A 15631-nucleotide genomic window follows, 5' to 3' on the forward strand; every position below is an offset into this window, starting at 1 on the left:
CGCAGGTTGTGAGCCGCGTCATGACGACGCTTTTTTTAAATGCGCCGAGTCAGGCGCTTGGAGTTGTTGCCGGGAGGTCTTATCAGCTATGCTATGCGGATCTACGAATACTAAATGTTCATTGCGTTGCCTCTGACCGGGGCAACGGTTTACACCTACAGGACCACCGGCCGCCATGCAAGAGCAATACCGTCCAGAAGACATAGAATCGAACGTACAGCTTCACTGGCAAGAGAAGCAGACTTTCAAAGTTACCGAAGACGACAGCAAGGAAAAGTACTACTGCCTATCCATGCTGCCTTACCCGTCCGGCCGACTGCACATGGGCCACGTTCGTAACTACACTATCGGCGACGTGATCTCGCGCTATCAGCGCATGCTGGGCAAAAACGTGCTGCAGCCGATCGGCTGGGATGCGTTCGGCCTGCCGGCGGAAGGCGCGGCGGTGAAAAACAACACCGCACCGGCCCCGTGGACCTATGACAACATCGAATACATGAAGAACCAGCTGAAATTGCTGGGCTTCGGCTACGACTGGGATCGCGAAATCGCCACCTGCCAGCCGGAATACTACCGCTGGGAACAGTGGTTCTTCACCAAGCTGTATGAAAAAGGCCTGGTCTACAAAAAGACCTCGGCGGTGAACTGGTGCCCGCACGATCTGACCGTGCTGGCCAACGAACAGGTTATCGACGGCTGCTGCTGGCGCTGCGACACCAAGGTCGAGCGTAAAGAGATCCCGCAGTGGTTCATCAAAATCACCGCCTACGCCGATCAGCTGCTGAACGATCTGGACACGCTTGAAAGCTGGCCGGAGCAGGTGAAAACCATGCAGCGCAACTGGATTGGCCGCTCCGAAGGCGTGGAAATCACCTTCGACGTGGCGGACAGCGAAGAGAAGCTGACGGTTTACACCACCCGTCCCGACACCTTCATGGGCGCCACCTACGTGGCGGTCGCCGCGGGCCACCCGCTGGCGCAACAAGGCGCGCGCAACAACCCGGCGCTGACCGACTTCATCGACGAATGCCGCAACACCAAAGTTGCCGAAGCCGAAATGGCGACGATGGAGAAGAAAGGCATGCCGACCGGCCTGTTCGTTGTCCACCCGCTGAGCGGCGAGAAGCTGCCGGTGTGGGTCGCCAACTTCGTGCTGATGGAATACGGCACCGGCGCCGTGATGGCGGTACCGGCGCACGACCAGCGCGACTGGGAATTCGCCACCAAATACGATTTGCCGATCAAACCGGTGATCCTGAACCTCGACGGCAGCCAGCCTGACGTGAGCGCCGAAGCGATGACCGACAAAGGCGCGCTGTTCAACTCCGGCGAGTTCGACGGCCTGGACAATGAAGCGGGCTTCAACGCCATCGCCGACAAACTGGTCGCCAAGGGCGTAGGCCAGCGCAAGGTCAACTACCGTCTGCGCGACTGGGGCGTTTCCCGTCAGCGTTACTGGGGCGCGCCAATCCCGATGGTGACGCTGGAAGACGGCACCGTGATGCCGACGCCGGAAGACCAGTTGCCGGTGATCCTGCCGGAAGACGTGGTCATGGACGGCATCACCAGCCCGATCAAGGCCGATCCTGAGTGGGCGAAGACCACCGTCGACGGCCAGCCGGCGCTGCGTGAAACCGATACTTTCGACACCTTTATGGAGTCTTCCTGGTACTACGCGCGCTACACCTGCCCGCAGTATGACCAAGGCATGCTGGATCCGGCCGCCGCCAACTACTGGCTGCCGGTCGATCAATATATCGGTGGCATCGAACACGCCATCATGCACCTGATGTACTTCCGCTTCTTCCACAAGCTGATGCGCGATGCGGGCCTGGTGGATTCCGACGAGCCGGCCAAGCGCCTGCTGTGTCAGGGCATGGTGTTGGCCGACGCCTTCTACTACACCGGCAACAGCGGCGAGCGCGTCTGGGTGTCCCCGGTTGACGCCACCGTCGAGCGCGACGACAAGGGTCGCATCATCAAGGCCACCGATCCGCAAGGCCGTGAACTGGTCTATGCTGGCATGAGCAAAATGTCGAAGTCGAAAAACAACGGCATCGACCCGCAGGAGATGGTGGAAAAATACGGCGCGGACACCGTGCGTCTGTTCATGATGTTCGCTTCACCGGCAGAAATGACGCTGGAGTGGCAGGAATCCGGCGTGGAAGGGGCTAACCGCTTCCTGAAACGCGTGTGGAAACTGGCCTACGATCACGTGGAAAAAGGCGCGGTGCAGCCGCTCGACGTGGCGGCGCTGAACGAAGATCAGAAAGCGCTGCGCCGCGATCTGCACAAAACCATCGCCAAGGTGACCGATGACATCGGCCGCCGTCAGACCTTCAACACCGCGATCGCCGCCGTGATGGAGCTGATGAACAAGCTGGCCCGCGCACCGCAGGAGAGCGAGCAGGATCGCGCGCTGCTGCAGGAAGCGCTGCTGGCCGTGGTTCGCATGCTGTATCCGTTCACCCCGCACGTATGCTTCACGCTGTGGCAAGCGCTGGGCGGCGAAGGCGACGTAGACACTGCGCCATGGCCGGTTGCCGACGAGCAGGCGATGGTCGAAGACTCCAAACTGGTGGTGGTGCAGGTGAACGGCAAGGTTCGCGCTAAAATCACCGTATCCGCCGATGCGACCGAAGAGCAGGTGCGCGCGCGCGCTGCCGAAGAGCATCTGGTGGCTAAATATCTGGACGGCGTCACGATTCGCAAAGTGATCTACGTTCCGGGCAAACTGCTTAACCTGGTTGTGGGTTAACACAAGGAGGAATTGTGCGACAACGCATTCTGACGCTGTTGCTGGGGTTGGCGGTGCTGGTCACCGCCGGCTGCGGTTTTCACCTGCGCGGCACCACGCAGGTGCCTAATGAAATGAAAACGCTGATCCTGGACAGCGCTGACCCTTACGGCCCGTTGACGCGCTCGGTGCGCGAACAGCTGCGTCTGAACGACGTGACTATCGTCAGCGATCCGAAGCGTAAAGACGTGCCTTCCCTGCGCATCGTCGGCGCGACGGAAAGCCAGGATACCGCTTCGATCTTCCAGGACGGTAAAACCGCCGAGTACCAGATGGTGCTGACCGTGCAGGCGCAGGTGCTGATCCCGGGCCATGACCTGTATCCGCTGTCGGTGAAAGTGTTCCGTTCCTTCTTCGACAACCCGTTGACCGCGCTGGCCAAGGACTCCGAACAGGAGATCATTCGCCAGGAAATGCGTGAGCAGGCGGCGCAACAGCTGGTGCGCAAACTGCTGGCCGTGCATGCGGCGGAAGAAGATAACCGGCAGAAAGCCGCTGCCGCCGGCGAACGAGCGGCAAGCCAAACCGCACAATGATCCGCATTTATCCGGAACAACTTGCCGCGCAGCTCCGAGAGGGGCTGCGCGCTTGTTATTTATTGAGCGGCAATGAACCGCTGCTGCTGCAGGAGAGCCAGGATTTGCTCCGGCAGGCCGCGCAACAGCAGCAGTTCAGCGAGCACTACAGCATTTCCCTCGACGCCCATACCGACTGGGACGCCATCTTCGGCATCTGCCAGGCGATGAGCCTGTTCGCCAGCCGCCAGACGCTGCTGCTGATCTTCCCCGAAAACGGCCCGACGGCGCCGATCGGCGAACAGCTGACCAAGCTCGCCACGCTGCTGCACGAGGATATCCTGCTGATCCTGCGCGGCCCGCGCCTCACCAAAGCGCAGGAAAACAGCGCCTGGTTCAAGGCGCTCAGCCCGCACGGCGCCCTCGTCAGTTGCCAGACGCCGGAACAGGCGCAGCTGCCGCGCTGGGTCGCCACGCGCGCCAAGGCGATGAAGCTGGAGTTGGACGACGCCGCCAATCAGCTGCTGTGCTACTGCTATGAAGGCAACCTGCTGGCGCTGTCGCAGGCGCTGGAGCGGCTGTCGCTGCTGCACCCGGACGGCAAGCTCACGCTGCCGCGCGTCGAACAGGCGGTGAACGACGCCGCCCACTTCACGCCGTTCCACTGGCTGGACGCCCTGCTGGCCGGCAAGAGCAAGCGCGCCTGGCATATTTTGCAGCAGCTGCAGCAAGAAGACGTGGAGCCGGTGATCCTGCTGCGCACCCTGCAGCGCGAACTGCTGCTGTTGCTGACGCTGCAGCGCCGCATGGCTTCCGCGCCGCTGCGCACGCTGTTCGATCAGCACAAGGTCTGGCAGAACCGCCGCCCGCTGGTGACCCAGGCGCTGCAACGCCTGTCCGGCCCCCAGCTGCAGCAGGCGGTACAGCTGCTGACGCAAATCGAGCTGACCCTCAAGCAGGACTATGGCCAGTCGGTCTGGCCGGAACTGGAAACCCTGTCGATGCTGCTGTGCGGCAAACCCTTGGCCACGAGTTTTACCGATGCCCACTAACCCGGAACACCCCACCGTTTTGCACGCGCTGTTCGGCGGCACCTTTGACCCGATCCACTACGGCCACCTGCGGCCGGTGGAAGCGTTGGCCGCCGAAGTGGGCCTGAATCGCGTCACGCTGCTGCCTAACCACGTGCCGCCGCACCGCCCGCAGCCGGAGGCCAATGCGCAGCAGCGCCTGAAGATGGTCGAGCTGGCGATCGCCGGCAATCCACTGTTTGCCGTCGACGATCGCGAACTGCACCGCACCACCCCCTCCTACACCATCGAGACGTTGGAAACGATTCGTAAAGAGCGTGGCGCCGCCCAGCCGCTGGCGTTTATCATTGGTCAGGACTCGCTGCTGACGCTGCATAAGTGGCACCGCTGGCAGGCGCTGCTGGACGTGTGTCATCTGCTGGTGCTGGCGCGCCCGGGCTATAACGATCGCATGGACACGCCGGAACTGCAGCAGTGGCTGGAACGCCATCGCACCGCCGACCCGGCGCTGCTCAGCCGTCGCCCGCACGGCCATATCTATTTGGCCGATACGCCGGAGCTGGAAATTTCCGCCACCGAGATCCGTCAGCGCCGCCATCAGGGCCTCAACTGCGACGACCTGCTGCCACGCCCGGTGCAGCGCTATATCGAGTTGCAGGGTTTATATCGCTAGCGAAAGGTGCGTGATATACTGCGCCGCTATTTTTCAGGTATCCGCTGAAAACCCCGGAAACCTTAGCTGGCCGGGCAGTCACCAGTTAGCTGGCTTTCAGCGGCAGCCTGCCGAAACCATTATCCGGTTACGCCGCGGCGCGCGCATTTTGCCCGCCGCAGCCGACTGAACAGAACACACCCAAGGGGGAACCTTTGCAAGGTAAAGCGCTCCAAGATTTCGTCATCGATAAAATCGATGATCTGAAAGGCCAAGACATTATCGCTCTGGACGTCCAGGGCAAATCCAGCATCACCGATTGCATGATCATCTGCACCGGCACCTCGACTCGCCACGTGATGTCGATCGCCAGCCACGTGGTGCAGGAATCCCGTGCCGCGGGCATGGAGCTGTACGGCATGAAAGGCCAGGAAGCCTCCGACTGGATCGTGGTCGATCTGGGCGAAGTGATCGTGCACGTGATGCAGGAAGAGAGCCGTCGCCTGTACGAGCTGGAAAAACTCTGGAGCTAAGCGGTGAAACTGCAATTGGTGGCGGTCGGCACCAAAATGCCAGACTGGGTGCAAACCGGCTTTATGGATTACCTGCACCGCTTTCCCAAAGATATGCCGTTTGAGCTGACCGAGATCCCGGCGGGCAAACGCGGCAAAAACGCCGACATCAAGCGCATTCTGGACAAGGAAGGCGAACAGATGCTGGCGGCGGTGGGCAAAGGCAACCGCATCGTTACGCTGGACATCCCAGGCACGCCGTGGGAAACGCCGCAGCTGGCGCAGCAGCTTGAACGCTGGAAGCAGGATGGCCGCAACGTCAGCTTGCTGATCGGCGGCCCGGAAGGGCTGGCGCCCGCCTGCAAAGCCGCTGCCGAGCAGAGCTGGTCACTGTCTCCGCTGACGCTGCCGCATCCTTTGGTGCGCGTCCTGGTGGCCGAAAGCCTCTACCGCGCCTGGAGTATTACTACAAATCATCCTTACCACCGGGAATAGCCGGTGGTGACCGTGACAGAGTGAAATAAAGCAGCGGGATGAAAATAGAACGTAACCCTTTTCGCGACTATACGGCTGAATCCGCCCTGTTTGTACGCCGCGCCCTGGTGGCGTTTCTGGGCATCCTGGTGCTGTCCGGCATCCTGATCGCCAACCTGTATAATCTGCAAGTGCTCCGCGTCGAGGATTACCGCACCCGCTCCAACGAAAACCGCATCAAGCTGGTGCCCATCGCGCCCAGCCGCGGCATTATCTACGATCGCAACGGCACCCCGCTGGCGCTCAACCGCACCATTTATCAGCTGGAGCTGATGCCGGAGAAGGTCGACGATCTCAAGGCCACGCTGCAGGCGCTGCGCACGGTGGTCGATCTGACCGACGACGACATCACCAATTTCGAAAAAGAGCGCAAGCGTTCGCGCCGCTTCGTCTCCATTCCGGTGAAAACCGCGCTGACCGAGGTGCAGGTCGCCCGCTTTGCGGTCAATCAGTTCCGCTTCCCCGGCGTGGAAGTGAAAGGTTACCAGCGCCGCTACTATCCTTACGGCTCCGCCCTCACCCACGTCACCGGCTACGTGTCGAAAATCAACGACCGCGACGTCGAACGCCTGGACAAAGACGGCAAACTGGCCAACTACGCCGCCACCCACGATATCGGCAAACTGGGCATCGAACGCTATTACGAAGACACGCTGCACGGCAAAACCGGTTACGAAGAGGTTGAAGTCAACAACCGCGGCCGGGTGATCCGCCAATTGCACGAGCAGCCGCCTTCCGCCGGTCAGGACGTCTACCTGACGCTCGATCTTGAGCTGCAGCGCTACATCGAGCAGCTGCTGGTGGGCAGCCGCGCCGCGGTGGTGGTGAGCGATCCGCGCACCGGCGCCATCCTGGCGATGGTGTCCAACCCGAGCTACGATCCGAACCTGTTCGTGGACGGTATTTCCAGCAAGGATTATCAGGGGTTGCTGAACGATCCGAATCGCCCGCTGATCAACCGCGCCACGCAGGGGGTTTACCCGCCCGCGTCGACGGTGAAACCTTATATCGCAGTGTCGGCGCTCAGCGCCGGCGTGATCACCAAGAACACCGTGGTGTTCGATCCCGGCTGGTGGCAACTGCCCGGCTCGGAAAAACGCTTCCGCGACTGGAAAAAATGGGGCCACGGCCGCCTGAACGTCACCAAGGCGCTGGAAGAGTCCGCGGATACCTACTTCTATCAGGTCGCCTATGACATGGGGATCGATCGGCTGTCGAGCTGGCTGACCAAATTCGGTTACGGCCAGTACACCGGCATCGATCTGGCCGAAGAGCGTTCCGGCCTGATGCCGACGCGCGAATGGAAGCTGAAACGCTATAAAAAGCCGTGGTATCAGGGTGACACCATTCCGGTGGGCATCGGCCAGGGCTACTGGACCGCCACGCCGATCCAGATGGCCAAGGCGCTGAACACCCTGATCAACGACGGCACCGTCAAAACGCCGCACCTGCTGCAGAGCACCCGCGTCAACGGCACGCTGGTGCCGTTCAAACAGGAAGAGAGCACGCAGATCGGCGATATTCACTCCGGCTTCTGGGAAATCGCCAAAGACGGCATGTACGGGGTGGCCAACCGTCCGAACGGGACGGCGCGCAAGTACTTTGCGGACGCACCTTACAAAGCCGCGGCGAAATCGGGTACCGCACAGGTATTCGGCTACGAAACCTACAACGCCCACAAACTGGCGGAACACCTGCGCGATCACAAGCTGATGACCGCCTTCGCGCCGTTCAACAACCCGACGGTGTCGGTCGCCATCATTCTGGAAAACGGCGGCTCCGGTCCGGCGGTGGGCACCATCACCCGCCAGATCCTCGACCATATCATGCTGGGCGACAACAATACGCAATTGCCAAGCGAGGCCCCGCTGCCGCCTGGCGTAGAAGGTGACTAAGGTAGAACATGACTGAAAGCCAACAAAAAGGCTCGATCTGGACCAAAATCCACATCGACCCGACGTTCCTGCTGCTGATCCTGGCCCTGCTGGTCTACAGCGCCTTCGTGATGTGGAGCGCCAGCGGCCAGGACATCGGCATGATGGAGCGCAAGATCGGGCAGATCGTCATGGGGCTGATCGTGATGGCCGTCATGGCGCAAATCCCGCCGCGCGTGTACGAAAGCTGGGCGCCCTATCTGTATATTTTCTGCGTGATTTTGCTGATCCTGGTGGACGCCTTCGGGCAGATCAGTAAAGGCGCGCAGCGCTGGCTGGATCTCGGCGTGGTGCGCTTCCAGCCGTCGGAAATCGCCAAGATCGCCGTGCCGCTGATGGTGGCGCGCTTTATGAACCGCGACGTCTGCCCGCCTTCGCTGAAAAACACCGCCATCGCGCTGGTGCTGATCTTCCTGCCGACGCTGCTGGTGGCCGCGCAGCCGGATCTGGGCACCTCGATCCTGATCGCCGCCTCCGGCCTGTTCGTGCTGTTCCTGTCGGGCATGAGCTGGAAACTGATCGCCGTCGCCGCCGTCGCGCTGGCGGCCTTTATCCCGGTGCTGTGGTTCTTCCTGATGCACGGTTATCAACGCGACCGCGTAATGATGCTGCTCGATCCGGAAAGCGACCCGCTCGGCGCCGGCTACCACATCATTCAGTCGAAGATCGCCATCGGCTCCGGCGGCCTGTCCGGCAAGGGCTGGCTGCACGGCACCCAGTCGCAGCTGGAGTTCCTGCCGGAGCGCCATACCGACTTTATCTTTGCCGTGTTGGCCGAAGAGCTGGGGCTGATCGGGGTATTGGTGCTGCTGGCGCTCTACCTGCTGGTGATCATTCGCGGGCTGATGATCGCCGCCAAGGCGCAAACCACCTTCGGCCGCGTGATGGTTGGCGGCTTGATGCTGATTTTGTTCGTTTATGTCTTTGTTAACATCGGTATGGTCAGTGGCATTTTGCCGGTAGTTGGCGTACCTTTGCCTCTGGTCAGTTACGGGGGTTCGGCGCTGATAGTGTTGATGGCCGGTTTCGGCATCATCATGTCGATCCACACGCATCGGAAAATGCTGTCTAAAAGTTTATAAGAGGTGAGTAATGCGTAAGGAATGGCTTTGGATCGGCGTCGCGGCGGTGTTGCTCTCCGCCTGTACCGCCCCGACCACGGAACAGCAGGCGCCACAGCAGCCGTACAACGGCCCGGTGGTGGAAATCGGTGGCGTCGAGCCTCAATATGAACCCTATAACCCTAACAACATGCAGGATTATAAGGTTAATGGCGATACTTACCGCATCGTAAAAGATCCGCAGAACTTCTCGCAGACCGGCCTGGCGTCCTGGTATGGCGAAGAGGCCAACGGCAACACCACGGCGCTGGGTGAGCAGTTCGATCCCAACGGCCTGACCGCGGCGCACCCAACGCTGCCAATCCCAAGCTATGTGCGCGTCACCAACCTGGCCAACGGCCGTCAGCTGGTGGTGCGCGTCAACGATCGCGGGCCATACACCAAGGGCCGCATCATCGATCTGTCGAAAGCCGCCGCCGACCGCCTCAACCTGTCCAACAACACCAAGGTCAAAGTCGATTTCATCAACGTGGCGCCGGACGGCACGCTGAGCGGCCCGGGCACCATCGGCACCATCGTGGCGAAACAGAGTTACGCCCTGCCGGCACGCCCGGATCTCGGCGCCAGCGGCATGGGCACCCCGATCCAACAGGACGTGCCGGTCGCCGGCGGCGCGGCGGTGCGCCCGATCGATAACAGCACCCTGCGCACCGACGATGGCGCTCCGGCAAACGCCGGCAACGGCCGCAGCGGTTTCCTCGGCGCGCCAAGCGCAGTACCGGCCGGCGTGCTGGAAGGTTCCGAACCGGAAGCCGCCGCCGTGGCCGCTCCGGTTGCGGCCGGCGCTGCGGCGGCTGGCATGGCGGCCGCTTCTTCCTCCGGCGGTTACGTGGTGCAGGTCGGTGCGCTGAGCAACGCCGAGCGCGCCCAGAGCTGGCAGCAAAGCCTGAGCCAACAGTTTGGCGTGCCGGGCAAAGTGGCGGCCAACGGCAACGTTTATCGCGTCCAGCTCGGCCCGTTCAGCAGCCGTCAGCAGGCGGCCCAGCTGCAGCAACGCCTGGCCAGCGAAGCGCAACAACAGTCTTTCGTTACTGCTGCACCCTAAGCGTTATGCCCGGCGGGCATTCGCGGCTGATAAGCGGTTATTTAGCTGAAACATTTTCTTGCAGCTAAAAGGTCTTTAACCGCAATTAGTCAGATGAATGGATAATGCCTGCCGGGATCGCATCTGCTATAGTGTGGCTCGTTTTTTAACTTTACTTTCACGGATGTTGTAGTCCCGATCATGAAACAAGTAACTTCTTTTCGCTTAATCAAAAGCATCGCACTCGGCACCGTTATCGCAATGAGCGCAGCCTCCGTTGCACATGCCGATGACGTTAACATCAAAACCATGATCCCAGGTGTCCCGCAGATCGATGCGGAAGCGTACATCCTGATTGATTACAACTCCGGCAAGGTGCTGGCCGAGATGAACGCCGACGCGCGTCGCGATCCGGCCAGCCTGACCAAAATGATGACCAGCTACGTCATCGGCCAGGCGCTGAAAGCGGGTAAAATCGGCCAGGACGATCTGGTGACCGTCGGTCAGGACGCCTGGGCGACCGGCAACCCGGTGTTCAAAGGCTCCTCGCTGATGTTCCTGAAGCCAGGCGATCGCGTGCCGGTCTCCAAGCTGACCCGCGGCATCAACCTGCAATCCGGTAACGACGCCTGCGTGGCGATGGCCGACTACGTCGCCGGCAGCCAGGACGCGTTCGTTAACCTGATGAACACCTACGTCAGCAAGCTGGGCCTGCAGAACACCCACTTCCAGACGGTACACGGCCTGGATGCCCAGGGCCAGTACAGCTCGGCGCGTGACATGGCGCTGATCGGCCAGGCGCTGATCCGCGACGTGCCGGACGAGTACGCGATTTACAAAGAAAAAGAGTTCACCTTCAACAATATCCGCCAGATGAACCGCAACGGTCTGCTGTGGGATAACAGCCTGAACGTCGACGGCATCAAAACCGGCCACACCGACGCGGCGGGTTACAACCTGGTGGCTTCGGCGACCGAAGGCCAGATGCGCCTGATCTCCGCAGTGATGGGCGGCCGCACCTACAAAGGCCGCGAAGCCGAGAGCAAGAAACTGCTGACCTGGGGCTTCCGCTTCTTCGAAACCGTGGCGCCGCTGAAGGTCGGTAAAGAGTTCGCTTCCGAGCCGGTCTGGTTCGGCGATGCCGACCGCGTTGAACTGGGCGTGGACAAAGACGTCTACCTGACCATCCCGCGCGGCCGCATGAAAGATCTGAAGGCCAGCTATGTGCTGAACACGCCGGAAATTCACGCGCCGCTGGCGAAAAACCAGGTGGTCGGCAGCATCAACTTCCAGCTGGACGGCAAAACCATCGACCAGCGTCCGCTGGTGGTGATGAACGAAGTGAAAGAAGGCGGTTTCTTCAGCCGCATCGTGGACTACATCAAACTGATGTTCCACCACTGGTTCGGTTAACGGTTGAAACGGGCGAAATTGCCCCCATATAGTGAATAACACTAACTCCCGCCCCGGCGGGAGTTATACTTTATAGATTAGCTAGCACTCTGGAGCGCACGCACATGCAAAAAACTAAACTGAACGAACTGCTCGAATTCCCTTGCCCGTTTACCTACAAGGTGATGGGCCTGGCGCAGCCTGAGCTGGTTGACCAGGTAGTTGAAGTGGTGCAGCGCCATGCGCCGGGCGACTACAACCCGCAGGTCAAGCCAAGCAGCAAAGGCAACTACCACTCGGTCTCCATCACCATCAACGCCACTCACATCGAGCAGGTCGAAACCCTGTACGAAGAGTTGGGTAACATTGAAATTGTTCGCATGGTGCTGTAATTCCAGCATAAACCCCTGCTTATCAACCCGGGATGGCGCAGCGTCTTCCCGGGTTGCGCATTTTTGGTCAGCGAAAGGCTGGCCGCAGACCGGAGCGCCCGGTATAATGGCTTTACCACTTCTGTAACCTGACGATGACTCTTTTGCAACCAGACAAGATCATTTTGCGTCAGCTGGGGTTGCAGCCCTACGCGCCTGTATCCCAAGCCATGCATAACTTCACCGACAGTCGTACCGAGACCACGCCGGACGAGCTGTGGCTGGTGCAGCATCACCCGGTGTTCACCCAGGGCCAGGCCGGCAAAGCTGAGCATGTGCTGATGCCCGGCGATATCCCGGTGATTCAGAGCGATCGCGGCGGCCAGGTGACCTACCACGGGCCGGGCCAGCAGGTGATGTACGTGATGGTCGATCTGAAACGCAACAAGGTCGGCGTACGCCAATTGGTCACGGCGATAGAAGATACGGTTATCAACACCCTCGCCCACTTCCGCCTCGAATCGCGCGCCCGTCCGGATGCGCCGGGCGTGTACGTGGGGGAGCAGAAAATCTGTTCGTTGGGTTTGCGGATCCGCAAAGGCAGCTCATTCCACGGCCTGGCCCTGAATGTGGCGATGGATCTCAGCCCCTTCCAACGCATCAACCCTTGCGGTTACGCCGGCATGCAAATGACGCAGGTCAGCGCGCTGGCGCCCGGCGTTGGCATTGAAGACATACACCCAATCCTGGTACAGGAATTTGTTCATTTACTCGGCTACCAGACGGTCGAGCTTCGTAACTGGAACCTGCACGATTATGAGTAAACCAATTCAGATGGAACGCGGCGTCAAATACCGCGATGCTGACAAAATGGCGCTGATCCCGGTCAAAACGGTGGTCACCGAACGGCAGGAGCTGTTGCGTAAACCCGAGTGGATGAAGATCAAACTGCCTGCCGACTCAACGCGCATTCAGGGCATCAAAGCCGCCATGCGCAAGAACGGCCTGCACTCCGTCTGTGAGGAAGCCTCGTGCCCTAACCTGTCCGAGTGTTTCAACCACGGCACTGCCACCTTCATGATCCTCGGCGCCATCTGTACCCGCCGCTGCCCGTTCTGCGACGTGGCCCACGGCCGCCCGATCGCGCCGGACGCCAACGAGCCGGAAAAGCTGGCGCAAACCATCGCCGACATGGCGCTGCGTTATGTGGTGATCACCTCGGTTGACCGCGACGATCTGCGCGACGGCGGCGCTCAACACTTTGCCGACTGCATCTCGGCCATCCGCGCCAAGAGCCCGAACATCAAAATTGAAACGCTGGTGCCGGACTTCCGCGGCCGTATGGATCGCGCGCTGGAGATCCTCACCGCCACGCCGCCGGACGTATTCAACCACAACCTGGAAAACGTGCCGCGCGTATATCGCCAGGTGCGCCCGGGCGCCAACTACGAGTGGTCGCTGAAGCTGCTGGAGCGCTTTAAAGAAGCGCACCCGGATATCCCGACCAAATCCGGCCTGATGGTCGGCCTGGGCGAAACCAACGCGGAAATCGTCGAAGTGATGCGCGATCTGCGCCGCCACGGCGTGACCATGCTGACGCTGGGGCAATACCTGCAGCCGAGCCGTCACCACCTGCCGGTGCAGCGCTACGTCAGCCCGGCCGAGTTCGACGAGATGAAAGAAGAAGCGATGGCGATGGGCTTCACCCACGCCGCCTGCGGCCCGTTCGTGCGTTCGTCTTACCACGCCGATCTGCAGGCCAAAGGGATGGAAGTGAAATAACGCGTAATAGTTTGTTACGCTAAAGACGGCGGAAACGCCAAAAAACGGATGTCCGCAAGGCATCCGTTTTTTATTGCGCGCCACCAGGCGGGGTTAAACGTCTTTCTTTTCGACGCTCTGCTGAGCGGACTGGCTTTCGGCGGCGTTGTTGCCGGCGGCCGGCGGCGTGCTGTCGTCGCCCACGGCTTTTTTAAAGCCTTTCAGCGCCGCGCCAAGATCGGCGCCGAGCGTGCGCAGTTTGCTGGTGCCGAACAGTAAAATCACCAACACCGCAATCACCAGAAGTTTGGTAATGCTGATACCTTCCATACTCACCTTCTTATCATAGAGCGCTGCGTGAACAGCGAGAAAAACTGACCTTGCCTGCGAATATTTAGCGACTTTCCTTCGGCTCGCACAACCGCAACATGTAACAGAGTGAGATCCGTCGCAGGAATGCCACGCGGCCGCACGGCGCGGATTCCAGACTATTCTTAGTTTATCGCCCGCATGATACGCTGCCGTGATACTTATCAGGGAGATGCCGGATGTATATTGCTCCACCCATTTTCGATGCCCGAAAATCCGGCCTCAGCTTCGCCAAACGCACCTATCTGCCCCGCGTCGCCGGCCTGGGACTCGGCTTTATCTGCGTCTGCGCCGTGCTCTACCCCTTGGCTCCGCCCACGGCGGTCTGGCTATTGCTGGCCTTTCACGGCTTTCTCTGGCCGCATCTTGCCTACCGCCTGGCCCGCCGCGCCAAAGATCCGTTCAAAGCCGAGATCCGCAACCTGCTGATCGACTCCGCCTTCGGTGGCTTCTGGGCCGCGATGATGGCGTTCAATGCGCTGCCGGCGATCGTCATCCTGTCGATGATGAGCATGAACAACATCGCTTCCGCCGGCAAAGCGCTGTTTGTCAAAGGGTTGGCGATTCAATTGGCCACGGCGGCGCTGACCGGCGCGCTGCTCGGCTTCCCATTTCAACCGCACAGCACGCCGCTGCAAATCTATCTGTGCCTGCCGATGATCTACCTGTACCCGACGCTGCTCGGGCTGGTGACCTACCGCACCGCCAAGCGGCTGGCGGAAAAGAAACAGGAGCTGCAACGCATCAGCACTCGCGATGGGCTGACCGGCTTGTACAACCGCCGCCACTGGGAGCACCTGCTGCATCGCCAGTTTGACAGCTGCCGCCGCTACCAGGACAACGCCACGCTGATCCTGATGGATATCGATCGCTTCAAAACCATCAACGACACCTTCGGCCACGCTTTAGGGGATGAGGCCCTGGCGGCGCTGGCGGAAGAGCTGCTGATCGGCTTGCGCAACGTGGATATCGTCGGGCGCTACGGCGGCGACGAGTTTGGCGCGGTGCTGCCGAACACCAGCGCCGAACAGGCGGAAACCGTCCTGCAGCGTATCCAGCAGCGACTGGACGCCGTTATCTTCAAAGAGGCGCCACAGCTGCGGCTGCAGATCAGCGCCGGTATCGCCAACTACCACCCCGCGCAGGGCGGTTATCTGGACTGGCTGAAAGCGGCCGACGGCGCGCTTTACCGGGCGAAGCAAAATGGCCGCAACCGGCTGGAAACGGCGGCGCCGACGGGCGACTAACTTACTGGTTTAATAACTTGGCAAAATACTTCGGCGCTTCGACAAAGCCTTCACGCCGGTAAAACGCATGCGCCCGCTCGCTTTCCACCGCCACCAGCAGCGCCTCGGTGCCGGGATAATCCAGCGCCGTCATTAATTCGGCGATCGCTCAGGCGCGCCGTTCTGATTTTCATGGGGTGACCTCGCAGATTGTCGATACTACAAAATAGGCGGCGTTAGGTGTAACATCCATCCGGTGCGGCGAAAAAGGCCGTGCGGCCCGCTGGAGATGACATTCCTCCCTAACCGCCTTCACAGGCTGATGATGTCTACGTAACCTCTCGGAGAGAGGCGCGTAGCGTTACGCCTGTCCCTTTCCGAACCCCGTGAAT

The 15631-nt window shown here is 60.6% G+C and carries 16 protein-coding genes and 1 riboswitch; of the genes, 14 read left to right on the top strand and 2 right to left on the bottom strand.

Annotated elements, in window-relative coordinates; translation table 11 throughout:
- Positions 1-175: 175 nt before the first annotated feature.
- From leuS to lipA, 13 genes are all read left to right on the top strand, one after another.
- On the top strand, positions 176-2758 hold the full coding sequence (gene leuS, locus REA38_RS23235) for a leucine--tRNA ligase (protein ID WP_033637432.1): 2583 nt from the start codon (positions 176-178) through the stop codon (positions 2756-2758).
- 14 nt (positions 2759-2772) lie between these two features.
- On the top strand, positions 2773-3333 hold the full coding sequence (gene lptE / locus REA38_RS23240) for an LPS assembly lipoprotein LptE (RefSeq protein ID WP_033637431.1): 561 nt from the start codon (positions 2773-2775) through the stop codon (positions 3331-3333).
- A complete protein-coding gene (gene holA, locus REA38_RS23245) occupies positions 3330-4364 on the top strand; it encodes a DNA polymerase III subunit delta (RefSeq protein WP_033647201.1) in 1035 nt (344 codons plus the stop codon). Before lptE ends, holA begins: the two co-directional genes overlap by 4 nt.
- Positions 4354-5016 (top strand): nicotinate-nucleotide adenylyltransferase, encoded by a 663-nt coding sequence (gene nadD, locus REA38_RS23250; protein ID WP_015376938.1) that lies wholly within the window; start codon positions 4354-4356, stop codon positions 5014-5016. Before holA ends, nadD begins: the two co-directional genes overlap by 11 nt.
- Before the next feature lie 194 nt (positions 5017-5210).
- On the top strand, positions 5211-5528 hold the full coding sequence (gene rsfS, locus REA38_RS23255; protein ID WP_016928774.1) for a ribosome silencing factor: 318 nt from the start codon (positions 5211-5213) through the stop codon (positions 5526-5528).
- Between the two features lie 3 nt (positions 5529-5531).
- A complete protein-coding gene (rlmH, locus tag REA38_RS23260) occupies positions 5532-6002 on the top strand; it encodes a 23S rRNA (pseudouridine(1915)-N(3))-methyltransferase RlmH (RefSeq protein ID WP_004940002.1) in 471 nt (156 codons plus the stop codon).
- Between the two features lie 38 nt (positions 6003-6040).
- Positions 6041-7936 carry a peptidoglycan DD-transpeptidase MrdA gene (gene mrdA / locus REA38_RS23265; RefSeq protein WP_308886706.1) on the top strand — a complete coding sequence of 632 codons (1896 nt, stop codon included), beginning with the start codon at positions 6041-6043 and terminating at the stop codon, positions 7934-7936.
- Positions 7937-7944: 8 nt separating this feature from the next.
- On the top strand, positions 7945-9057 hold the full coding sequence (gene mrdB / locus REA38_RS23270) for a peptidoglycan glycosyltransferase MrdB (RefSeq protein WP_004940006.1): 1113 nt from the start codon (positions 7945-7947) through the stop codon (positions 9055-9057).
- A gap of 10 nt (positions 9058-9067) precedes the next feature.
- The gene (rlpA, locus tag REA38_RS23275) at positions 9068-10141 is read left to right on the top strand and encodes an endolytic peptidoglycan transglycosylase RlpA (protein ID WP_308886708.1); all 1074 of its coding nucleotides are present in this window, start codon (positions 9068-9070) and stop codon (positions 10139-10141) included.
- Positions 10142-10321: 180 nt separating this feature from the next.
- Entirely contained in the window at positions 10322-11533 is a 1212-nt protein-coding gene (gene dacA / locus REA38_RS23280; RefSeq protein WP_033637426.1) for a D-alanyl-D-alanine carboxypeptidase DacA, read from the top strand.
- 104 nt (positions 11534-11637) lie between these two features.
- Positions 11638-11904 carry a DUF493 family protein YbeD gene (gene ybeD, locus REA38_RS23285; protein WP_033637425.1) on the top strand — a complete coding sequence of 89 codons (267 nt, stop codon included), beginning with the start codon at positions 11638-11640 and terminating at the stop codon, positions 11902-11904.
- A 134-nt stretch (positions 11905-12038) separates the two neighbouring features.
- Positions 12039-12707, top strand: a complete 669-nt coding sequence (gene lipB / locus REA38_RS23290; protein WP_033637424.1) for a lipoyl(octanoyl) transferase LipB — start codon at positions 12039-12041, stop codon at positions 12705-12707.
- The gene (gene lipA / locus REA38_RS23295; protein WP_025301835.1) at positions 12700-13665 is read left to right on the top strand and encodes a lipoyl synthase; all 966 of its coding nucleotides are present in this window, start codon (positions 12700-12702) and stop codon (positions 13663-13665) included. Before lipB ends, lipA begins: the two co-directional genes overlap by 8 nt.
- A 93-nt stretch (positions 13666-13758) precedes the next feature.
- Here the strand turns inward: lipA and tatA are convergent, their stop codons facing one another.
- The gene (gene tatA / locus REA38_RS23300; RefSeq protein ID WP_004940019.1) at positions 13759-13974 is read right to left on the bottom strand and encodes a Sec-independent protein translocase subunit TatA; all 216 of its coding nucleotides are present in this window, start codon (positions 13972-13974) and stop codon (positions 13759-13761) included.
- A gap of 218 nt (positions 13975-14192) precedes the next feature.
- Here tatA and REA38_RS23305 point away from each other — a divergent pair, with 218 nt between their 5' ends.
- Positions 14193-15260 carry a diguanylate cyclase gene (locus REA38_RS23305; protein WP_308886710.1) on the top strand — a complete coding sequence of 356 codons (1068 nt, stop codon included), beginning with the start codon at positions 14193-14195 and terminating at the stop codon, positions 15258-15260.
- Position 15261: 1 nt separating this feature from the next.
- On the opposite strand, the gene REA38_RS23310 is transcribed toward REA38_RS23305, so the two are convergent.
- Entirely contained in the window at positions 15262-15393 is a 132-nt protein-coding gene (locus tag REA38_RS23310; protein ID WP_257791060.1) for a hypothetical protein, read from the bottom strand.
- 122 nt (positions 15394-15515) lie between these two features.
- A riboswitch (Fluoride riboswitch) is annotated at positions 15516-15578 on the top strand.
- Positions 15579-15631: the final 53 nt, after the last annotated feature.

Origin of the sequence: Serratia sp. MF1(2023) (genome assembly GCF_030954545.1) — a bacterium.
Lineage (GTDB): Bacteria > Pseudomonadota > Gammaproteobacteria > Enterobacterales > Enterobacteriaceae > Serratia > Serratia sarumanii.